General features: G+C 48.8%; 18 protein-coding genes. 3 read left to right on the forward strand and 15 right to left on the reverse strand.

Translation table 11 applies throughout. The features are described from left to right. Positions 1–20: 20 nt before the first annotated feature. Positions 21–1,382, reverse strand: a complete 1,362-nt coding sequence (gene ffh, locus ACTQ3A_RS01610) for a signal recognition particle protein (protein WP_441099210.1) — start codon at positions 1,380–1,382, stop codon at positions 21–23. A gap of 39 nt (positions 1,383–1,421) precedes the next feature. Further along, positions 1,422–1,784 carry a YlxM family DNA-binding protein gene (ylxM, locus tag ACTQ3A_RS01615; protein WP_441099211.1) on the reverse strand — a complete coding sequence of 121 codons (363 nt, stop codon included), beginning with the start codon at positions 1,782–1,784 and terminating at the stop codon, positions 1,422–1,424. 501 nt (positions 1,785–2,285) lie between these two features. Here ylxM and ACTQ3A_RS01620 point away from each other — a divergent pair. Together ACTQ3A_RS01620 and ACTQ3A_RS01625 are read left to right on the forward strand one after the other, a co-directional pair. Further along, complete coding sequence (locus ACTQ3A_RS01620) at positions 2,286–2,795, forward strand: hypothetical protein (RefSeq protein ID WP_441099212.1); 510 nt, start codon at positions 2,286–2,288, stop codon at positions 2,793–2,795. Next, positions 2,795–3,022 carry a helix-turn-helix transcriptional regulator gene (locus ACTQ3A_RS01625; protein ID WP_441099213.1) on the forward strand — a complete coding sequence of 76 codons (228 nt, stop codon included), beginning with the start codon at positions 2,795–2,797 and terminating at the stop codon, positions 3,020–3,022. Before ACTQ3A_RS01620 ends, ACTQ3A_RS01625 begins: the two co-directional genes overlap by 1 nt. A gap of 90 nt (positions 3,023–3,112) precedes the next feature. On the opposite strand, the gene ACTQ3A_RS01630 is transcribed toward ACTQ3A_RS01625, so the two are convergent. After that, positions 3,113–3,994 carry a LysR family transcriptional regulator gene (locus tag ACTQ3A_RS01630; protein ID WP_441099214.1) on the reverse strand — a complete coding sequence of 294 codons (882 nt, stop codon included), beginning with the start codon at positions 3,992–3,994 and terminating at the stop codon, positions 3,113–3,115. 193 nt (positions 3,995–4,187) lie between these two features. Between ACTQ3A_RS01630 and ACTQ3A_RS01635 the strand changes: the two genes are divergently transcribed. After that, positions 4,188–4,907: a YczE/YyaS/YitT family protein gene (locus ACTQ3A_RS01635; protein WP_441099215.1), complete on the forward strand. Its 720-nt coding sequence runs from the start codon at positions 4,188–4,190 to the stop codon at positions 4,905–4,907. A gap of 205 nt (positions 4,908–5,112) precedes the next feature. Here the strand turns inward: ACTQ3A_RS01635 and ACTQ3A_RS01640 are convergent, their stop codons facing one another. From ACTQ3A_RS01640 to ACTQ3A_RS01695, 12 genes are all read right to left on the reverse strand, one after another. Further along, positions 5,113–6,798, reverse strand: a complete 1,686-nt coding sequence (locus ACTQ3A_RS01640; RefSeq protein WP_441099216.1) for an ABC transporter substrate-binding protein — start codon at positions 6,796–6,798, stop codon at positions 5,113–5,115. Positions 6,799–7,114: 316 nt separating this feature from the next. Further along, positions 7,115–8,086 (reverse strand): aldo/keto reductase, encoded by a 972-nt coding sequence (locus ACTQ3A_RS01645; RefSeq protein ID WP_441099217.1) that lies wholly within the window; start codon positions 8,084–8,086, stop codon positions 7,115–7,117. Positions 8,087–8,228: 142 nt separating this feature from the next. After that, the gene (locus ACTQ3A_RS01650) at positions 8,229–8,741 is read right to left on the reverse strand and encodes a VOC family protein (protein ID WP_441099218.1); all 513 of its coding nucleotides are present in this window, start codon (positions 8,739–8,741) and stop codon (positions 8,229–8,231) included. A gap of 421 nt (positions 8,742–9,162) precedes the next feature. Continuing rightward, positions 9,163–10,311, reverse strand: coding sequence for a Gfo/Idh/MocA family protein (locus ACTQ3A_RS01655; RefSeq protein ID WP_441099219.1), 1,149 nt, complete (start codon positions 10,309–10,311; stop codon positions 9,163–9,165). Positions 10,312–10,331: 20 nt separating this feature from the next. Beyond that, the gene (locus ACTQ3A_RS01660) at positions 10,332–11,363 is read right to left on the reverse strand and encodes a sugar phosphate isomerase/epimerase family protein (protein WP_441495224.1); all 1,032 of its coding nucleotides are present in this window, start codon (positions 11,361–11,363) and stop codon (positions 10,332–10,334) included. Continuing rightward, entirely contained in the window at positions 11,348–12,529 is a 1,182-nt protein-coding gene (locus ACTQ3A_RS01665) for a Gfo/Idh/MocA family protein (protein WP_441099221.1), read from the reverse strand. The genes ACTQ3A_RS01660 and ACTQ3A_RS01665 overlap by 16 nt, the downstream gene beginning before the upstream one ends. Positions 12,530–12,603: 74 nt before the next feature. Continuing rightward, complete coding sequence (locus ACTQ3A_RS01670; protein WP_441495225.1) at positions 12,604–13,503, reverse strand: sugar phosphate isomerase/epimerase family protein; 900 nt, start codon at positions 13,501–13,503, stop codon at positions 12,604–12,606. A gap of 45 nt (positions 13,504–13,548) precedes the next feature. After that, positions 13,549–14,490 carry a sugar phosphate isomerase/epimerase family protein gene (locus tag ACTQ3A_RS01675; protein WP_441099223.1) on the reverse strand — a complete coding sequence of 314 codons (942 nt, stop codon included), beginning with the start codon at positions 14,488–14,490 and terminating at the stop codon, positions 13,549–13,551. A 311-nt stretch (positions 14,491–14,801) separates the two neighbouring features. Then, positions 14,802–16,661, reverse strand: coding sequence for a BglG family transcription antiterminator (locus tag ACTQ3A_RS01680; RefSeq protein WP_441099224.1), 1,860 nt, complete (start codon positions 16,659–16,661; stop codon positions 14,802–14,804). Between the two features lie 239 nt (positions 16,662–16,900). Continuing rightward, positions 16,901–17,434 carry a hypothetical protein gene (locus ACTQ3A_RS01685; RefSeq protein ID WP_441099225.1) on the reverse strand — a complete coding sequence of 178 codons (534 nt, stop codon included), beginning with the start codon at positions 17,432–17,434 and terminating at the stop codon, positions 16,901–16,903. Between the two features lie 163 nt (positions 17,435–17,597). After that, on the reverse strand, positions 17,598–18,773 hold the full coding sequence (locus ACTQ3A_RS01690; protein ID WP_441099226.1) for an NADH-ubiquinone oxidoreductase-F iron-sulfur binding region domain-containing protein: 1,176 nt from the start codon (positions 18,771–18,773) through the stop codon (positions 17,598–17,600). Next, positions 18,773–20,941, reverse strand: coding sequence for an FAD-dependent oxidoreductase (locus tag ACTQ3A_RS01695; RefSeq protein ID WP_441493953.1), 2,169 nt, complete (start codon positions 20,939–20,941; stop codon positions 18,773–18,775). The genes ACTQ3A_RS01690 and ACTQ3A_RS01695 overlap by 1 nt, the downstream gene beginning before the upstream one ends. Positions 20,942–21,039: the final 98 nt, after the last annotated feature.

Consider the following 21,039-nt stretch of genomic DNA (forward strand, 5'->3'; position numbering starts at 1 on the left):
TTCCGGATATCTCCATCCGGTTAAAAAGGAAAATTGAAACCTCCCTTACCGAACATGCCTTTCCTGCCGCGCTGCTTCATCATGCCGGGCATCTGCTTCATCATCTTACGGGTCTGGTCAAACTGTTTGATAAAGCGGTTGACCTCGGAAATGTCCACTCCTGCTCCTGCGGCAATCCTCCGTTTTCGGGAAATGTTCATCAGATCAGGATTTGCGCGTTCCTTCGGCGTCATCGAGCGGACAATGGCCTCTTTTCTGGCGAGATCCTTCTCATCGATCATCCCCTCCACTTCCTTCATCTTGCTTCCGGTCATTCCCGGCATCATGGAAAGGACACTTGAAATGCCGCCCATATTCTTCATCTGCTCCATGCTGGTCATGTAGTCATCGTAGGTGAACTGCGCCTTCCGGACACGCTGTTCCATCTCCCTGGCTTTCTCTTCATCGACATTTGCCTGTGCCTTTTCGATCAGGCTGAGCACATCACCCATGCCGAGGATTCTGGACGCCATACGGTCAGGATAAAACTGCTGAAGATCCTCCATCTTCTCTCCCATACCCACGTACAGGATCGGCTTGCCGCAGATGGAACGGATCGAGAGTGCCGCACCGCCTCTTGTATCTCCATCGAGCTTCGTCAGTACCACGCCGTCGATGCCGACCTTATCCTCAAAGGTCTTCGCCACATTGACAGCTTCCTGTCCTGTCATAGCGTCTACCACAAGGATCGAACAGTCAACGGTCACCGCTTCCCGGATGGCCACAAGCTCTTCCATCATCGATTCATCGATCTGCAGACGGCCTGCCGTATCAAGGATGACCACATTGTAGCCGTTGCTTCTGGCATGCTCATATGCGGCCTTCGATATGTTCACCGGCTTTGCCTTGTTTCCCATGGAAAAGACATCGACTCCGACCTTTCCGCCGTTGGTCTGCAGCTGTTCAATCGCGCCCGGACGATATACATCGCAGGCAACCAGAAGCGGTTTCCTGCCCTTTTGTTTCAGCTTGCCTGCAAGCTTTGCGGCGGTCGTTGTCTTACCAGATCCCTGAAGACCAATCATCATGAGAACCGTAATCTGCGAGGCCGGCTTCAGCGGAAGCTCGGTCGTCTCGGAGCCCATCAGATTGATCAGCTCGTCATTTACGATCTTGACCACCATCTGACCCGGATTCAGTCCGTTCATGACATCCTGTCCGATTGCCTTCTCTTCCACGGTTTTCGTGAATTTGCGGACAACCTTGAAATTGACATCTGCCTCAAGAAGCGCCATCTTGACTTCCTTCAGCGCGGCGTGAACATCATCCTCCGTCAGCTTACCCTTGCTTCGAAGATTCCTGAACACATTCTGAAGTTTATCGGTTAAGCTTTCAAATGCCATACTCTCTGTTCCTCATATCATGCGGCGTTCTGCCCGGGTTTACAGTTCCTTCAGAATTGAAGAAGAAATACCGTAAATCTTCTCCATACGATGATCTGCCTCCGCAGCATCTGCCCGGGTTGCCGGATCTCCGAAATCCGTCAGTTTCTGAATCTCCCTGACGCTGTTCCTGATCTTCAGAAACTTCTCGACAAGGTGAAGTCTCTTCTCATAATCCTCCAGTATCCTGTCACAGCGCTTCATCAGGTCGTGCACGCCCTGGCGGCTGATTCCTTCATCTCTGGCCACCTCCGCAGCAGTATAATCCTCAAAGTTAATCTCGGAGTAGATCCGTCTCTGATGCTCTGTCAAGAGTTCGCCGTAAAAATCAAACAGGTAAGATTTCTCCACAAACTCTTCCATAGCAATTCCCGATCTCCCATCCTGCAGCGACAGCAAACGTCCATACGATAAGTCGTGCCACAAACTGTATAAGCTACGGATTGCTCCTCGCTGATGATATCCCGCTATTGCGATACCCGCCGCGAATGACTGCTTCTCAGTCACATGTGTGTCCCTGTTTGCGCACAAAACGGGTACGCTTTTCTAACGTACCCGCTTATCCTACACGATATCGCAATCCGTGTCAAGTGTTTTTACTTGACTGATCTAATTCACTGATCTGATTATTCGAACTCGATCCTGTCAAGCTTAAAGTTAAAAAGCCTGTTATACTGCACAGCCATTATGTTTTCCTCCGATAGATTCTGCTTCAAAAGTCTTGTTTATCACATCACGAAATCGTTGATATTTCTATTGTTTTATTATTCCCAAAAACATGTAATATATAGTTGACATTTTGCTATTCATTATGCTATGCTCTTGATGTCAAATAAACTTGACACAAAGTAAGGAGGACGAATCATGTATTACGAAATAGGTATCGGTATTGGATTGGCATTTGCAGTTTTTGTGCTTCTTGTGCTCGTACTCAATGAGAAGAAAAAGACCAAGCAGGTTATGTATGATGAGATGCAGGCAGCAGTCAGGGGACGTGCGTATCAGTATGCGACTGTCACCGGTGTTCTTTCCGGGATCATAACTTCGTTCCTTCTGGACTGGGATGCATTCCCTATGGACGGAAGCCTTGCAATAATGGCTGTCAGCTTTCTGATGATTACAGTCTACGTTGTCTATATGGTCATGAAGGGCGTTTACTTTGGCGTTTCGGGAAAATGGAAGAAATGGACTCTCCTGATCTTTATCATCGGTCTCTGCAATCTCATCACTGGCATACTTCGTATCGCCGAGGATGGGCTGCCGGAAGGGAAGCTAACTGCTACCAACATCACGGTCATAATGGGCGTTATGTTTATGGTCATCGTGGCTGCTGTCTTGATCCAAAAAGCGAGAGAGAAACGGAGTGAGGACTGATGAAGAATCTGAAGATGAAGTCCGCAAGAGCCGCCAAAGACCTCTCCCAACAGCAGCTTGCCGATTTGGTCGGCGTGTCACGGCAAACAATCAACGCGATTGAAAAAGGGGACTATAATCCCACAATCCGCCTCTGCATCGCCATCTGCAAAGCGCTGGATAAAACGCTTGACGATCTATTCTGGGAGGCTGGATACATTCAAAACCACGGAGATGCAGCAACATGAATTTGCCTGAAACCCGTATAAAATAAGGTTTTTTCAGGCTTGGCCTATCATTCCAGCTCAATAATCCTGATTTTATATACGGCAGAATTGTTAGATCTTATCCATAAAATAACGCAGCAGAGGATTTGCATCTTTTTCCGGGTATACGATCTCCAGCTTCTCCCGAAAGTCTCCCGTATCGAGCGGTATATACGAAAGATTGATATTGATCTGCGGCTTAAAGACATCGAATTCCGGCACAATCGCAATGCCGATCCCCGCCGCTACAAAGATGAGAATATTCTCGATATCATCCGTGACCTGTGCGACATTCTTCATGATCTCCTTATTCAGAAACGGATGCGGATGGATCTCCGAATTTGCCGGTACTTCAATCTTAAAATCATGAAGAATCAGCTTCTCATACTGGAGTTGAGACAATTCCACCTTTCGCATGCCAGACAGATAATGATCCGTCGGAACCACCACGTAATACGGATATTCTCCAATCGTCCATGAAATGCTGTTTGAATACCGAAGAAGGGGATTTTTTACATTAAAAATAATATCGTATCTGCCATTCAGATAATCATCGTGCAGATTTACGGCATTGTCACGGTTCAAGGAAATCTGAATTCCCGGATAATCCGCGCGGAATTCCTGTACTGTCCTGGGGAAGCGGGACATCTCCATTCCCTGCAGATAACCGATCCGCAATTCTCCGCTCATGCCGTCCCGTGTGGCATGCACCTTTTCGAGCGCGTCATAGTATCTGGCTACCATCATTTCCGCATCCTGCACCAGCGTTTCTCCTGCCGGGGTCAGGCGGATTCTATTATTTCTGCGCAGAAACAATTCCGCATCGAACTCCTCTTCTAACGCATGGATCTGCTGCGTCACCGCCGACTGTGAAATAAAGAACTGTCGCGCTGTCTTCGTAAAACTCAACGTCTGCGCTGCTGTCAGAAAATATTCCAATTGACGAATTGTCAAGTCACATACCTCCTCTGATTTCCTTCTCCGGCAGCAGACTGTCCGACAGCCGGAACCCATGAATGATCTTTAACGGCGCTATATAAACAGAATAACACAACATCCATCACTCCTCATAACTTTTTCTTATGATTCTCATGGATTTTTCTGTTTGATATTCTGCTCTGATCTTTTTATGATAAGGAAGTCTGTCATGAAAGAAATTGTTTTCATTTTAGAGGAGGTTTCTATGCGTCATATGCCGCTTCTCAAAAAATATCTGTACTTCATCATCGGTCTCTTCGTCAATTCTCTTGGAGTGGCTTTCATCACCAATGCCCGCCTCGGTACTTCTCCCATCTCCAGCATCCCTTATGTTCTGAGTCTGAAGTACCCCGTGACGCTCGGCGGATTTACCATTCTGTTCAGCCTTCTTCTGGTTGCGCTTCAGCTCATCCTGCTCCGGAAGAACTATCAGCCGATCCAGCTCCTTCAAATTCCGGTCTCCATCCTTTTCGGATATTTTATTGATTTTTCCATGAAATACCTGATCTACTGGCTGAATCCGCAGCAGTATCTGATGAAAATTATCAGTCTCCTGGTCGGCTGTCTGATCCTCGCCTTCGGCGTATCCATGGAATTCACAGCCAATGTGATCATGCTGCCTGGCGAAGGCGTTGCGACCGCTCTGCATCAGATTACCGGGAAAGAAGCTGGCAGTGTAAAAATTATTGTCGATGTAAGCATGATGGCTTCCGCAGTTGTTCTTTCCCTTGTCCTCTTCCACCGTGTCAACGGCGTTCGTGAAGGTACTGTGATTTCTGCCATCATTGTCGGTTATATTGCCCGTCAGTTCTGCAGACTTCTTAACCCGATCATGGAGAAGTGGTTCTATTCTACCTCCCGCTCTGTCGAGACAGGTTCCGAGAACTGACGAATCCAAGGATAAAATACTCCATTACTCTATTATCCCTCTGCTATACGTAATTGCAAACATAAAGAGACCTTCGCGTAAGCCGTTCTCGTACCATGGGCTATCGCGACAGTCTCTTTTTTTATACCGAATATAATATTTTATCCGGCATCCGGATGTTCTGCAATGGAACTGACCGGATGCTAAAGGATCGCTAAGGAACCGATTATTCTGCGTAGAAGGTTGTCATATCCGGCCACCCTCTCTCCATCGTTGTAATTCCTTTCAGATTCGGGGCCAGGATAACGCTATACTGTTCTTCGAATAGATCTTCCACGTAATGATTCTCTTTAAAGGTCTGTTCAATCTGTGCAAGTTCTTCTTTTGCTTTGTCCTCATTCGTCTCGGATAAAGCTTTCGCGATTGACTCATCAATCTCATCTGTAGTCCATTTCGGTCCACCGATACTATAATCAAGATTCGCCTTGCGGAATGCTGTAAAAGCAGTCGGTGTACGAACGAATTCATCCGATCCAACAAAGATAATATTATAATTACCGTTAAAAGCATCCTGTACAAACTGCGGTGTATCTGCCGTATTAACCGTCAGCGTGATACCAGCCTCTCTGAGCTGATCCTGAACAGCCGTTGCAAGTGTTGTGCCATCTGCAGTCGTAACGGTTGAAATCTCAAGTCCGTCAGGATAACCGGCTTCTGCGAGGAGCTGCTTTGCTTTTTCGATATCTCTTGTGCGTTCCCCTTCTTTATAGGTATCGGTATGGTATTTACTGCTGTTTGCAAACCACCCGGTCGCTACACCGGAATGGCCGGCAGTTCCGATCTGTGCGATCGCATTGAAGTCAAGTGCGGCCTGAATTGCCTCACGAACCTTCTGGTCCTTGCATGCGCCATCGCGCAGATTATAGTACAGATGGTGCACCTGTCCAAATCCATAGATCTTAACCTGAACAGCCGGATTGCCCGCATAGGTAGCAGCCTGAGATACCGGCATCTGCATGGCAACCTGGGCATTTCCTGCTTCTACTGCCATTTCACGCGCCGCAGGATCCTGTGTGAAGACGAATTTAATCGTCTTGTAGTATCCCACATAATCCGGATCCCAGTAGTTTTCGTTTCTCTCTACAGTAACAGATTCTCCACGAACCCAATCGGAAAATTTATATCGGCCGCATCCCATAACCGGTGTATTCACCACGGCATCAATACCGCCGGCTGCATTAACCTCATCTTCACTGATAATCCCGAAGTTCGACCACGCCAGCATATACAGTATATCAGGATCGGCTTCCTTGAGCCCTAGGGTGAAGGAATGCTCGTCATTGACGGAAGTCGTATCTGGATCAATATAGCGCCCGGTATCTGTATTGGCACTGTTTGCGGCAAGTGTCTGGAAAGTATATACACAATCCTCTGGTGTGAGAGGAGAACCGTCCGTCATCGTTACATCATCCCGTAGAGTGAAGCGGATATGATTACTGTCTGTCCAATCCCAGTCCGTTGCCAGGCTTGGAAGTACTTCTTTCTTATCGTCGCTCAGTTTTACCAGGCGATCCATGATGGTGTTATCAATAATCTGAATCTCATTTTCCATTTTTCCCGTTCCTGCCCAAAGACCGGATGGTTCTGACTGACACGATACAACAAGCGTCTCATCTGTCTTTTTTGTATTTGCCGGATCCATGGCGATTGCTGAAATATCTGAAAGTGCATCACTGCTTCCGGATGCCACAGATGATGCCTCTGCAGATTCCCCGGACGCAGCTTTTGATGCCGAGACAGCGGCTCCGGTACTAGAGGATGCCTTATCCGTCTTCCCTGTACTTCCGCATGCGGACATAGAAACAGCCATCAGAACTGCCAGTCCAAAACTAATCATTCTTCTGTACTTCATCCTGTTTTCCTCCCTTTATTAGCATTTACGTTCTAAATTGTATTTAATTCTCGGTACCGTCCGCGAACTTTTCATAAAACCAAGATACATTTTGTCTAATTTTTATTCAATTTTTATTTTTCCGCTTTCTAGAGGAAAAACATAACTGGGTAAACTGACGCAGCAGATCACCCTCCGCATGTCAATATCAAAGGCGATGACGTACCTAAGTATGGTTTCATATTCTTAATAATGCAGAAGGCAGGGACTGTACCAATCGGTACAGCTCCTGCCTTGAAAATTACCATACTATTTATCAGACGAGCCTAGATATGGATTAAAGTTCCTCTTTCTTTAAATCCAGGTACTCGCACTCTTCTTTCGTCAGCTTCACATCGAGAGCACGCAGGGAGGACTCCAGCTCTTCCTTATTTGCCGCTCCCAAAATCGGAAATACATTCATCGGTCCGTCAATCTCGAATGCCAGAGCAATCTGCGGGATTTCGCAGTCATGTTTCTCTGCGAGCTGCGCACATCTTTCGAGCCTTGTAAAATTCTCCTCTCCCAGGTATGCCTGAACGCTTCCCGGAAGCTCCTCCGGATGGTTCTTCCACATTTCCCTGGTGAATCTTCCGCTCATCATTCCTCCGGCCATGGAAGACCATGCCAGCACCGGCATCTGTGTCTTCTCATACCACTGTCGCGCCTCTACGTTTTCCGGTCCGGAAATTGATACACATCCGGGTGCGAAAGGATTGCTGTACTGCTGTGCCAGCGAGTAGTTCGGACTGGATACGGAGAATCCTTTCAGACCATGCTCACGGCAATAATCATTCGCCTCCTGAATTCTTTCAATACTCCAGTTGGAAGCCCCGTATGCGCCGATTTTGCCGGCACGGTAATATTTATCCAATGTCTCTACCAGTGGTCCGACCGGCTTTGTTGGATCGTCTCTGTGGAGCATGTACAGATCAATATGATCCGTTTTCATCTTGACGAGAGCATCATTCAGATCTGCCTCCATATCGAAGGTTGTGACTCTGGTACGCCATGGTGAAGGATGACAGCATTTACTGATCAGAAAAACTTCGTCTCTGTTCTTCCGGCTCTCAAAATATTTTCCGAGCGCAATCTCGGTTGTTCCTCTTCCATATCCCATTGCGGTATCAATTACATTGATTCCCAGTTCCAGCGCGTCATCCAGGCGCTTGAAATCCTCTTCATTATCATCCTTGTTGATGATATTCATGGTTCCGACGATAAAACGGCTGACTTTTTTTCCGCCTTCTTCAAATGTACTGTATTCCATATCTGTACTCTCCTTTTCCTTCTCTAACAATCGACAATATTACATTCTGTTTCTGATGATACCTGTAGATTGCGGAAGTGCGCAGCACGGAGCAATCCGCAACTTATACAGTTTGTGGCACAACATATAGTATGCGTGTTTATTATTTAAGTGCTGGTTCTCCCTTTGCATCGTAGCTGTGTCCCACCTTGGCCGGATCTATATTCTTATAGATCTCAACGATGATTCCAAGCTTTTCTCTCAGATCCAGATAAGAGAAATCCATGAGCCCGCCGATTCCCTGGCCGCGGATCCACGGATCCTTTCCGGTCTCTTCCTTGTACTCCTTGAGAACCTCTTCATATGGCTGATCAATCGCTGCCGCGATATGATGGATTCCCGGTCCATGCTCATCCAGCCACTGCTTGTAAGGAGAATCCTCTACAGGCTCGATCAATTCAATTTCCATTCCATACGCAGAGAGAAACGCCTGTCTGGCGACCTTTCCGTGTCTTGCGACTCCGTCGATCGTGAGATCTGTGGTTGGCGGATTCTCGCCGCTCATCTCATTGATCGCCCACGGGCCCATGCCGATTGCTTCCCAGTTCTTAACTGCTTCCTCTACATTCCGAACAATAATTCCGATCTGAAACAACATAGGAAATTTAGGTGTCATTTTCTTTATCCTCCTGACGCTTTCATCGTTTTCAAATTCATTTGTATAAGATTTTTGTATTTTCACTTTATGTAAAAATATCTTCTGCGCTATTTGATCCAGCGCTTTGATCCCGGGCTCTTTCGATGGTTCCATCCTATCACCCGGAAAATGTATACGCAAAGCGACGATTTCCGCTATGTAGAGGAAATATTTTATTGAATAGAAAAGTCAGGCCGACAGCACCGCTCGAGAGTGCAAAGCACTCCAGCGGTTCTATCGGCCCGACCCACATCACGTAACAACAATTCTCAAACGAGATAAAACATACTGCGCGAGTTTTATCTCGCTATCGCGACGCTCGCCGCACACGAATACTGCGCATTCGGCTGCGGCTCACTGTTCGCGTAAATCATACCATGTCCGTCTCCGGACAACTGCTTCAGACTTCTACCCAGGCAGCATCTCTCCGGCTGCTTTCCACCGCGGCGTGCAAGAATTTTACGCCCTCGATCCCGTCATCTACAGTCGGAAAATCACAATCTTTTTCCGTCAGCGTCTCCCCGCTGCTCAGCTTCAGAATTGCTCCGATCCAGACCTTATAGATGTTCGCAAACGCCTCATAAAGTCCCTCCGGATGACCAGCCGGAAGTCTGTTCATCTCTGCAGACCTCTGACTGACATAAGCCATCCCTCTGTGCCGGATTTCTGTAGGCTGTCCCTTCTTTGTAACATACAGAATATTCGGTTCCTCCTCGTGCCATTCAATCGCCCCTTCTGTACCGAATATTCGCGTGACAAGACCATTCATATGCCCGACGCAAACCTGTGAGGAACAGAATACACCGTGCGCGCCGTTCTCGAACTCCACGAGCATGTTCGCGTTCAAATCCAACGGCTGTCCGAAATAGTCCAGCTTTGCAGCCACTCGTTTCACCCGAAGCCCGGTCATATAGGCCACCGTGTTTTCGATGTGTGTTCCGATGTCTCCGACGCAGTTGGAGATCCCGGCGATTTTCGGATCTTTTCTCCAGGAAGAGAGCTTATTCATCGTCTGGTCTCCTTTTCCAATATCATCCACCAGATATTCCTGCAGATATTCCGCATTCACGTCTATGATCTGCCCGATATATCCGCTCCGGATCAATTCCCGGGCCTCTTTGACCATGTTATTGCCGGAATAGGAGTAATTGACGCAGAACATCAGATTCCGCTCCTGCGCCAGCTGCTTCAGTTCTTCCGCTTCACTCACCTCAAAGCAGAGCGGTTTCTCACAGAGTACATGGATGCCGTTTTCCAGGAACGCCTTTGCCGTCGCGTAATGGGCGTTGTTAGGCGCAGAAATCACCACGAAGTCGATGCCGTCAGGGCGCGCCCCTTCTTTTTCCGCCATTTCCCTGTAATCCTCATACACCCTGTCCGCATCCAGGCGGTAGAATTCTCCGGCCGCCTGGTTTTTCTCCTTATGCCTGCTGAAACAGCCGGCCGTCAGAAATGCCAGGCCGTCAAAACCGGCTGCGACACGATGCACATTCCCGATGAACGAGTCCAGACCCGCGCCAACCATTCCGTAAGAAACATATTTTTTCATCCTATGCATCCCCTTCCTGTTTAGTTTGCGATCGCCGAATCGAATTTAATTGCCGATTTTTTGAAATCTGCTTTTCTGACAAACGCACAAGCTTCAGTCGCTCCCGCGATACGATCCATGCCGGAATCCTCCCATTCTACGGAAAGCGGTCCCTCATAGTCATGTGCGTTCAGGACACGGATTATCTCCTCAAAATTCACATTTCCATGTCCCAAAGAGCGGAAATTCCAGCCTCTTCTGAGATCGCCGAAGTCAATATGCGAGCAGAGAAGTCCCGCTCTTCCGTCTAGCGTCACAGCGGCATCCTTCATATGTACGTGATAAACCCTGTCAATAAAATCATTCAAAAATACATGCGGCGTCACCCCCTGCCAGATCAGATGGCTTGGGTCAAAATTAATACCGAACTCTGGGCGGTCAGCAAATACCTGAAGAATTCTCTGTGTCGAATAGTAGTCAAATGCGATTTCTCCAGGATGAACCTCAAGTGCAAACCGGATTCCATTCTCACGAAACACATCGAGAATCGGACACCAAAGGTCATAAATCTGCTGATAGCCGTCTCGAATCATCTCCTCTGTCGTCTGCGGGAACGAGTAAAACCATTTCCAGATAGGAGATCCCGTGAAACCTGTCACAATATGTGCGCCAATGTTTTTCGCGGCAATCGCAGAGTATTTCATATACTCGATTCCCCATGCCCGGATCTTATCCGGCTGGCCGGCCAGCTCCGGCGGCGCAAAATTGTCCAGCCGCGGATCATTATAATCTCCGACACACTGTCCGATGACGTGCGCCGCAATCGCTTCACACTTGAGATCATATTTCTTCAGGGTGTCCCTGACCTCTTTCGCATAGTCCGGCTCTGTCGCCGCGCGCTTTACATCCAGATGCTGTCCCTGGCAGGCAAGCTCAATTCCGTCATATCCCATTTCTTTCGCAATTTTACACATGGTATCCAAATCAAGATCCGCCCACTGCGAAGTCATAATGGTCACAAGTCTTCCCATATCTGTACCTCTTTTCTTCTTGATACTTATCTTACTTCCCAAAGTTTCCAGTCTTTTCCCATCGGCTCCGTTCTCTCAGCCTTAGTCGTCATCTCATAAACCACGCCGCTTCTCGCAGAAATCTCAAAGGCATTCAGCGCCTCAACGACATGCAGAGAGACTGCCTCGGATACCCTTGGCTGCCTGTGGAAGCGGATTGCCTGCGCCAGATCGCTGACGCCGAGGCCCCGCATATTGCCCTGCGGATCCGGATCCTCTGCAAATTCCGAGCGTATCTCGTCCGTGCAGTTGGCCTGATTCTGCATCATGGCGATCAGCTTTGCCGGGAACGGATCCTTAACCGAATCCACAATACTCCGAAGCTTATTCCCGTCAAAAATTTCCACCTTCCCGCCGAATCCGTTCGGGTCCGGCACCTCCATGCTGCCCTCTGTTCCATAGATCTCCAGCAGCGGCAGCCTTGTTTTCCAGGTGTCGAAGCTCATGGTCATGGTTCCCACAGCGCCGCAGACAAAGGATAAAATCGCGGTATATGTCGTTGGAACCTCTGATTCCACCTGATTTCCCAGTATATTTCTGACAGGCCGCCCCTTCACGGCGAAACAGGAAATCGAATGAATCGATCCCAGAAGATATACCAGAGCAGTGAGATAATAGGGCCCCATGTCAAACATCGGTCCTCCGCCATTCTGATAGTAAAATCCGGGGTTCGGATGCCAGAGCTCATGTCCGGCGCAGGTCATGTTCGCGGTAAATCCGACCGGCTTTCCGATTTTTCCGCCGTCGAGCACGGACCGTGCCGTCTGTATGCCGGCTCCCAGAAAAGTGTCCGGTGCGGCCACACAGAAAAGTCCCTTTGCGGCCGCGAGATCATTCAGCTCTTTTGCCTCTGAGAATTTCAGCGCCAGAGGCTTCTCGCAATATACATGCTTTCCCGCTTCCAGGCATTGCCGATTGACGCTGTAATGAGCCGCCGGAATCGTCAGGTCCAGCACAAGTTCAATCTCCGGATCCGACAGAAGTTCTTCTACGCTGCCCGCGTGCAAAATCCCATACTTTTCCTGCGCCTTCTTCGCCTTTTCCACGTATAAATCCGCGACTCGGACGAGCTCCAGATTATGATAATGTTTGGTGATATTTGTCATGTAGACGTCGGAAATCGTACCGCAACCGATGATTCCCACTTTCACCCTGTCTTTCTTCTCCATATATTTGTCCCCTTGCATTTCTTTTCTCCTGTTTTTCACAGATTTCCTGCCATCACCGATTCTTACAGCCCTTCTTATCTGTAGATGCTGCCGAGCACCTGCTGTACATAGTACGCCGATAGCGTCATCGCCGCCAGATAATCGGGGGCGCCGTCATCCTCGACGGTAACCCATCCCTTGAATCCATAGTCAGCCACATGCTTCCACAGCTCACGCAGAGGAAGCACGCCCTCTCCGGGCTCCCAGAACCAGCGGTGACCGTCATCCTGAATCTCGACATCCTGCGCAAAACGGATTTCATCCGGAACGCCGATATCCGCGGTGTCCTTCAGATGGAAGGTACAGATTCTCTCCTTGTACGTGTCATAAAAGTCGATCAGATCATCCCCCATCAGTGCGATCTGCGCGGTGTCCAGACAGTAATGCACATATCTAGGATCCGTCAGCTCAATCAGCTGCCGATGATTATATTTATTGGAAACGCAGAAAAATTCATTGTGAATGCCGATCTGAACCCCCTTCGATTCCGCGTAGGCGCCGATTTCGTTCAGACAGGAGGCAATATTTTTCAGGCCCTGCTCATCCAGAGGCCCATTGCCGTAATAGTTATTTCCCGGACAGGTGTTCAGATGCTTTCCGCCAAAGGACGCACAGATATCCACCGCGTCCTTTCCCGCCTGTACCACCTCGTCATGCTTCTGCGCAAGGTGAGAGTCGTCACATCCGTGGAACATTCCACTCACCTTGATTCCATGATCCGCGGCAAAGTCTGTAAAATTCTGAGGTGTTCCGAAAAGACCGAGGATTTCATTCAGATCCCACGGTGCCAGCTCGATCCCCTCGTAACCGGTCTGCTTGTGATACCGGAGAATTCTGTCCCAGTCCTGGTAGTAGCAGACATTTGACTTGTCTTCATAATAGTAGTCCCGGAAATTGTCGATCTGTTTGTAAGGAACCGTCTTCCAATGACTCATATGTGATAATCTGATATTGTTCTCCATGATCGTCTGACCCCCTTCTCATGCATGCAGGACATGGTCCGCATAATAGCGTGCCCGCAGAATAGACCGGCAGATAGCAGCAGAATTTCTGCAGTTCAAATGGAATGTTCCATCATACCCGGCCTCGCCCGCAGCCTCGACACATGCCTTCAGATCAACCGTTCCAAATCCCGGATCCCGGAATACCCATGTTGCCGCTTTCGCCGGAAATTCCGGCATAACCTGCCTGTAGGCTTCTTTCTGATCCTTAAAAGAAGTATCTGTAAGGGTAACGGACCCGATCCGCCGCTTATTCTCCCTGATAAATTCCCGAACATCTGCTCCGGCAATGGAGAGGTGCGCGGTATCCACATCAAGATACACATTCTCTTTCATATCTCTCACAAAATTTGTGATCCCGTCTCCCCGAAGCAGTCCCCAGTATTCGTTTTTCAGACAAAGCCTGACGCCCTTTTCCTCCGCAAAATCCGCCAGTCTCTCTGTCAGTTCCTTCATCTGCTTCAAAAAATCCTCTTCAGATGCTTCCCCGAGAGTCCGACGCACGGCATAACAGGTCGGTGTCGCGGTAAGGATAAAAGAATCGGCACCTGCCTCGGAAGCAAACTGAATCGCATCCCTTCCAAAATGCTCTGCCGCTCCAAAAAATATTGGAAGCGCCCCCTGGCAGAAAAGCGTCGGGTCCAGATGCACCGAGCTGATTCCTTCTATTCCATTTTCCGATAGAAATTTCAGATATCCTTCTGTGTTCCCGAATTTGATGTCGATCGATCTCCTGGTTCTCGGAATTCCTGATCTGCCGCCGAAATCCCACTTCGGCTCATAAGGAATATCAATTTTACGGAATCCACCCGCGGAAATCAGTTGATACATTTCATCCCAGAAATACTTGCTCTCCCGTTTATTTCGGTTCGGAGCCTGATGGTCCAGGTCTACGACCTCTGTACTGAAGCTCAGTTTCATATCTTACCTCCCAACTCTCGCAGCCGCTTCATGCATTCGCGCTTCTCGCGGAGCACCATGCGGAATTCATACGTTTTACATCACCAAATCATGTAGAACTGATAATTACAGAATACGGTTTTGTATCGTCAGCGGCAAACGGATTATTTCCCCTATATGGCGGAAATATCGGAATGTCTGCTTCTCTTCCATGCAGAAATGTCACAGAGCTGACGACATCTATTCACACATATAAAAAACGGACCGTGCACTGCCGCACCATCCGTTCCCTTGAATCGTCGCCATAGTTTTTTATGTTCTTTCAGGCTTTTTTAAATTTTATCGGAAATCCTGTTCCCGAAATGCCGGTAAAAACGCCCGATGTAGATAAGATCTCCTTTACTGACTGCTCCGAAGATGATATGGTTGACCGGATATTGTTTGTTCCACATCATTTCGCGATTCAGGGTCAGCTCTGCAAAAACCGTCTGCGAGATGCTTTCCCGACTGCAGTAACAGAATAACGTCCGCTCCATGGGAAATCCGAACCGTAGTTCGGACAAATCCGGAAGCTCTTTAATATAGCCCATCTCCTTCATTGCACCGGAAAATCCGGAGAGGACCTCCCGCAGATCTCTGCCGGACGGACATACGTTACGCAGATCGTTCGGAAAACAGCTTTCAATCGGATACTTCATCCGAGGGAAAAGCATGTCGTTTTCAAGCTCTTCCAGGATAAAGTGAATTTTCCGGACATCTTCATCTTGTAGAACCGGTGAGACCGAGACAATGGGCACGCCGCTTTCCCTCTCCGCCGAAGGTTTCTGCGTCGATATGATCAGAGATGGACGCAGTTTTTTCAGCTCTTCCGTCTCGAACGGAGCAATACAGGCGATCACATGCATTCGTCCCCCAAACATTCTGCAGATGGTTTCCTTCGTATACATTCGCATCTGAGAATCAAAACCACTGACAATCACAGCCGTCAGTTCCATCTGATGGCTCCTCTGGTATCGGATCCACGCGGCAGCAAGAACCGGAAGCAGATGCCCGCGCTCCTCTCTGTGCGCGTGATAGGAAAACTTTGTCTCCAGCTTCCATTCCAGATAACGATCCATGTCCCCGAGTATGGGATTGTTTCTTTCAATGTCCTGATACAGATACTGCATCCGGCTTGTGAGTGCCACTCTGCGGTACCGGTACCTCCGGATGTTTTCCTGCAATGCCGCACGAAACACCGTATCTCCCGAAAAATCCGTTCCGTATTCATCCCGCAGCCCGTCGATCAGCTCCGCGACAAGCTCATGATCATCTTCGACAGTCACATCCTCAACCTCTCCGTTGCAGATGCAATATGCCGAAAGACTCTCAGCCAGCCATTCATAGTCGCCTTCTTCCATATCTGTGTCCTGCAGAACACCAAGATTATCGAGGATCTCATGCGCAACAGAAAGAAATCTTGCGGTGTTGTTCGTGATATTTCCGCTGTATAGGAGATATCCATTCAGATTTCGCGTATAAATGACAAGCACCATGATGGTCAGATAGACGAACTGAAACTCGTCCAGATGAATATTTCTCTTTTGAAATACAGCGTATAAGGTTTTCTGAACGTGCGAAATATACTCAAGTCCTTCCAGCCAGCGGTTTTCCTGAATCCCCTGTTCGGAATTGAAATCCCATGACTCCATCAGGATACGGATCATAATGTCCCGCTTTTTTAATTCATCATCTTCCAGAAGAATCTGATTTTTCCCCACCATAAGGCCGATGAAAGGTTCATTCCAGCTGATCATGCGCTGCAACTCCTTCAGATCGCTTTCCAGCGTAGACCGGCTTACGAACATCTCATCCTCCATATCATACATATCCACCCGGTCTCTGGTATTCATCAGTCTCATCATCATATAGTGAATGCGGTCGGTTTTAGACAGTCCCTCATTCATGTTTGAGAAAATCTGCTGAAAGGTCTTCTTGTTGATGATCTCCAGCTCATACCCTTTTCCGTAATGAGACAGAATCCGTATTCCTCTGCGGTCAAGTATCTCCTGCATCTGACGGATTTCTGTCCGAAGCGTCCTCGTCGTAATACCGACCTTGCGGGCCAGCTGCGGACCTGCCATGATTCCGCCCGAATGATTCAAAAGCTCAAGGATGACCTTCTGCCTTGCGCTCAACGTGAAATTTTCCACAACAATTCTTCTTTCTGCTATGAAGTGTGGTTTCTAAGTTCACCTTATATTTTATCAGATGATCTTCCATCCACATAGCACTGATTCACCCGATAAAGCCCTTCTCCATTCACTCAACGAGATAAAACAAGCTACGCGAGTTTTAATCTCGCTATCGCGACGCTCGCGTAAAAAAGGAACCCCAAAGCCCCGCTTCGAGATTCCCTCCATTTTTACTCCAATTACTGCAAACCTATTTATCATACTTCCCGGTAGGCCAGCTTCAGCTGAGCCAGGTAGACCAGAAGTACAATGACACCGGAAGCCAGATAAGCCAGAATTGTAAGCACTGACCGGACCCCCGCACCATTCAACACCAGGTAAATAAAGCCGCAAATTCCATTCGCCGCGGCAGCCAGAGCATAAGTGATCCCACTCCACAGAATAATATCTCTGATCATCCTGCAGTCTCTCAGGTACATTCGTTCCCCCGACCGGCAGAACCAGACAATTCCATAAAACAGAACCGCCATCAGCACACAGGAAACCAGGGTAAAAAATCCTGTCAGGTGGGAGGCATTAACCGGTACGCTCTGGAAAGCTCCCCACAGGAGAAGCAGCAGTGCAAGAATCCCGCCTCCCAGATGGATTCTGCGAAAGCGTTGCAGTATATCCGGTTTCACATCCCAGGCGACGTACTTTCCTTTATATACATAAACATTCTTCATCCTGCCATTGACCATCTTCTGTTTTATGTCAAAGTCCTTCAGAAGCCGTTCCTGAAAACTTTTCACTTGCTGTTCACCTCCGCTCCATATACACAAAGGATTTTCATACACGAACAACTCATCTCCTGCAACCGGAGCACCACAAAATGTATAGGTTCCCTTGTCATTTCGCCTCTTCGCAGTTTCTGTCCCCTGATATAGAAAGACGGACACAACGGTCCACATCGAATTAATGTCTGCGGAATTTTCCGACCTTTGTAAGACGGTTGGGAAGTTTCGGAAGCTTTCCGGCCGTCTGAATGACAGCGCCTTCCTCGCAGGCCTCAATGCACTTACCGCATCTGGTGCAGTCAAATTCATCAATCATGTGAATATATTTATCCTTGCCCTCGATACAATCTGCCGGGCACACATCCAGGCACTCTCCACATCCCGTACAAGTATGTGGGTCGATATAAATATGTACAAAAGCAGTACATACACCAGCCGGGCACTTATTCTTCCTGATGTGTGCCTCGTACTCTCCCGTAAATTTCTCTGTCGCGTCTAGAGCAGCTTTTGCCGCCTCCTGTCCGACGGAACACAGACACGAGAATTTCATGGCATCGCCGATTTCTTTCGTGAGATCAAGGAACTCCATCTTACCGCGTGCCTGTGTGATTTCTTTCTGCTCATACTCCAGCTGAATCAGTCCCTCGCGGCAGAAAACGCATTTGCCGCAGCTGACCTTGCGGTACTCGGTCATCTGATCTCTCGTCTCCGCTACGATGCAGTCCTTGTCCGTCAGAACATGGATCAGGCCTGTAGTAGCATCCGCCGCCGTCAGACTTTCTGCCTCGGTGGGAGTATAATAGCGATATCCGAGTTTTACGGCCTTTGCCGATCCCAAGGATACCAGTTCACCGATTCCGGTATCGGCGGCCTTCTTCTGAAGCGGTGCGCCGTCAACAGATACATAGACTCCTTTCTGATAACAGCCGTCCATAAGATCCGCAAGATCTGCAGCCGTCACAATATGAAGAAGTACCGCATCTCCAGCTGCTCTTACATTGATGATCTCATTAAAGAGCTGAATGCCGTAAGCCTCAGCCTTATCCTTCAACGCTTCCGTCAGCTCTGTTTCACTCTCCGGGAGATAAAGAGATAGAGACTCTGTCCCGGTAAGGAATCCTGCTACAGCAATTCCTTCCAGCACTTTTTCCGGTGTGTCCTTCAGAAGGCCAAGCAGAACCTTGTCTGTGTCGGCGTTGTTGAGTCCGGCTTCCACAGCCGCGCCCTCTGCTGCGCGTTCGAATTTATCGGAAAGTGCTTCCTTTTTTACCCCGTACTCCCACAGTCCGGCTTCTTTGATCTTTGCAAGAACCGCTTCGCGGCCTGCCTGTTTCGCATTTGCAAGAGCTCCCATCATTTTGCCTCCTTTGCAAAGTCTGCCCATGTCTTCGGTGTTGAAATCTGCAGCCGCAGATCACACTGCAGACATCTGCCGGCTTCAGCGCAAGCATCCTCTTCACACAGACCATGATCGAACAGGCTGAAGTTGTTCTGACGCATCTCTGCCGGGTCAATCTTCGGCTGACGTCTCTGCTGATATGCAAATCCTTCAATCTTTCCGATGTATGGATTCTTTGCCTGTTTCGGAGCGAGTTCTTCCTCTATATCACCATCGCCACCCAGATAACGGTCAATCTGGCTGGCAGCCTCGCGGCCAGACTCAATCGCCATAACCACTGACTTTGTACCATAAATGCAGTCACCGGCAGCAAAGATTCCTTCCACTGAAGTTCTCTTATCCTTTACAATATCTGTAACCGTGATACTGTTCCCACGTCCAAGGGTAAGGCCTGCATCCTCAGTGATATCCGGTCTCTGTCCTGTCGCAAAAATAACAGTATCCGCGTCAATATGGTGCTCGGAGCCTGCTTCCTTCTTAATAATTGCGCGATGGTTCTCATCGAACGTAAAGGATTCTACATTCATGAAGTCGACACCGGTCACATGATCTTCACCCGTAATCGCCTCGAAGGTCTGAGCCGGATGAACAAAGATCCCTTCCTCCTGTGCCTGCTCGATCTCTTCATCGTCAGAGGTCATCTTGTCTCTTGCCTCAAGGCAGGCGACATGGATCTCTTCCGCTCCAAGTCTCTTTGCCGTTCTTGCACAGTCAAAGGCAACATTTCCGCCGCCGAGAACGATGACCTTGCGTCCCATTCCTGTTTCCAGGCCCATCGACGCCTTGCGGAGAAAATCGATATTCACCAGAACTCCCGGCAGGTCCTTTCCCGGCATCGGAAGGCGTACGCCATTGTGTCCGCCGATCGCCATCAGAACCGCATCATACTCTTTAAGCAGCTCTGTCGGCTTGTCTACCCGCACACCGGTCTCGATCTTTACTCCCTGATCCGTGAAGACCTGAATCTCCTCCTGTACCATCTCTCGTGGCAGACGATAGGAGGGGATTCCATACGAAAGCATGCCGCCTGCAGTAGGAAGCGCTTCCTTCACCGTTACGTCATGGCCCTGTTTTCTCAGATAATACGCAGCGGTAAGTCCGGCAGGACCTCCGCCGACAACACAGACCTTCTTGCCGGTGTCCGGAAGCTGTTTGCCTTTTCCTCTCCAGTACCTGCCTGTCTCGTGCTCCGTCGCGTATCTCTTAAGATTCCGGATGGACATCGGCTCATTGACCAGTCTGCGCTTGCACTCCAGCTCGCAGGCATGGGTACAGATATATCCAAGAGTTTTCGGCATGGTGAGCTTCTCACGAATTACGGCCGTTGCCGCATCATAGTCACCTTCCTTGATATAACGAAGGTATTCCGGAATGTTGGTATGGGCCGGACATCCTGCCTTGCAGGGAACTACGTAATCTTCCTTGCTCTTTTCCGTCGATGCCAGTATATCCCGGATCGTTCCGGTCGGGCATACCTCTGCGCATGCCTGGCAGAAACGGCAGTCGGCGTCCTTGAGAAGCCGGTTCTTCAGGGTTCCTGTATAAACCTCCAGATCCTCTCTCTTCTGATAATGCAGGACGTTGACGCCGCGAAGGTCATCGCAGGCGCGGACACATCGTCCGCAGAGAATGCAGCGATTCATATCGTGAAGGAGCAGGGGATTTTTATCATTGACAGCGAATCCCTTGGAACGCATTTTCATGCGTCCGGTCTTCGGTCCGATATACTGGATCAATACCTGCAACTCACAGTGCCCATATTTCGGACAGGTTGAACAATCCTCCGGATGTCCTGCCAGAAGCAGTTCGAGTGCAAGCATGCGAAGTCTCTTGATCTCTTCATTCTGTGTCTCGATCACCATCCCGTCTTCTGCCTTCAGCATACAGGAAGGCTCTACCTGATCATGTCCCTCTACCTGCACGATACACATCCGGCAGGAACCGAGCGGATTCAGATCCTTGTGATGGCAAAGGTGCGGGATGTAAATTCCCGCGTCCAATGCACATTCCAGGACGTTCTTCCCCTCCGGAACTTCAATTTTTACTCCATCAATTGTGATGACAGCCATCGTTACATTCTCCTCTTCAAAAAAGCCATGGTCTGAGAATATTATGTTCTTCAAAGCCATGGCTGTCCTATACCTGTATAAGTTCTTCTTCCGAAGCATGGAAGCCGCGCGGGAAACCTATATATTTATATGCCCCGCACGACGCAGACCGA

Source organism: Bilifractor sp. LCP21S3_F8 (assembly GCF_052117805.1).
In the GTDB taxonomy this organism is placed as follows: domain Bacteria; phylum Bacillota; class Clostridia; order Lachnospirales; family Lachnospiraceae; genus Bilifractor.

Coding starts and splice junctions, on each gene's coding strand:
- ACTQ3A_RS01670 (WP_441495225.1), bottom strand. CDS start 13,503: ATGAGTCATTGGAAGACGGTTCCTTACAAACAGATCGACAATTTCCGG.
- ACTQ3A_RS01635 (WP_441099215.1), top strand. CDS start 4,188: ATGAAAGAAATTGTTTTCATTTTAGAGGAGGTTTCTATGCGTCATATG.
- ACTQ3A_RS01640 (WP_441099216.1), bottom strand. CDS start 6,798: ATGAAGTACAGAAGAATGATTAGTTTTGGACTGGCAGTTCTGATGGCT.
- ACTQ3A_RS01650 (WP_441099218.1), bottom strand. CDS start 8,741: ATGACACCTAAATTTCCTATGTTGTTTCAGATCGGAATTATTGTTCGG.
- ACTQ3A_RS01645 (WP_441099217.1), bottom strand. CDS start 8,086: ATGGAATACAGTACATTTGAAGAAGGCGGAAAAAAAGTCAGCCGTTTT.
- ACTQ3A_RS01675 (WP_441099223.1), bottom strand. CDS start 14,490: ATGAAACTGAGCTTCAGTACAGAGGTCGTAGACCTGGACCATCAGGCT.
- ACTQ3A_RS01625 (WP_441099213.1), top strand. CDS start 2,795: ATGAAGAATCTGAAGATGAAGTCCGCAAGAGCCGCCAAAGACCTCTCC.
- ACTQ3A_RS01690 (WP_441099226.1), bottom strand. CDS start 18,773: ATGGGAGCTCTTGCAAATGCGAAACAGGCAGGCCGCGAAGCGGTTCTT.
- ylxM (WP_441099211.1), bottom strand. CDS start 1,784: ATGGAAGAGTTTGTGGAGAAATCTTACCTGTTTGATTTTTACGGCGAA.
- ACTQ3A_RS01620 (WP_441099212.1), top strand. CDS start 2,286: ATGTATTACGAAATAGGTATCGGTATTGGATTGGCATTTGCAGTTTTT.
- ACTQ3A_RS01655 (WP_441099219.1), bottom strand. CDS start 10,311: ATGAAAAAATATGTTTCTTACGGAATGGTTGGCGCGGGTCTGGACTCG.
- ffh (WP_441099210.1), bottom strand. CDS start 1,382: ATGGCATTTGAAAGCTTAACCGATAAACTTCAGAATGTGTTCAGGAAT.
- ACTQ3A_RS01665 (WP_441099221.1), bottom strand. CDS start 12,529: ATGGAGAAGAAAGACAGGGTGAAAGTGGGAATCATCGGTTGCGGTACG.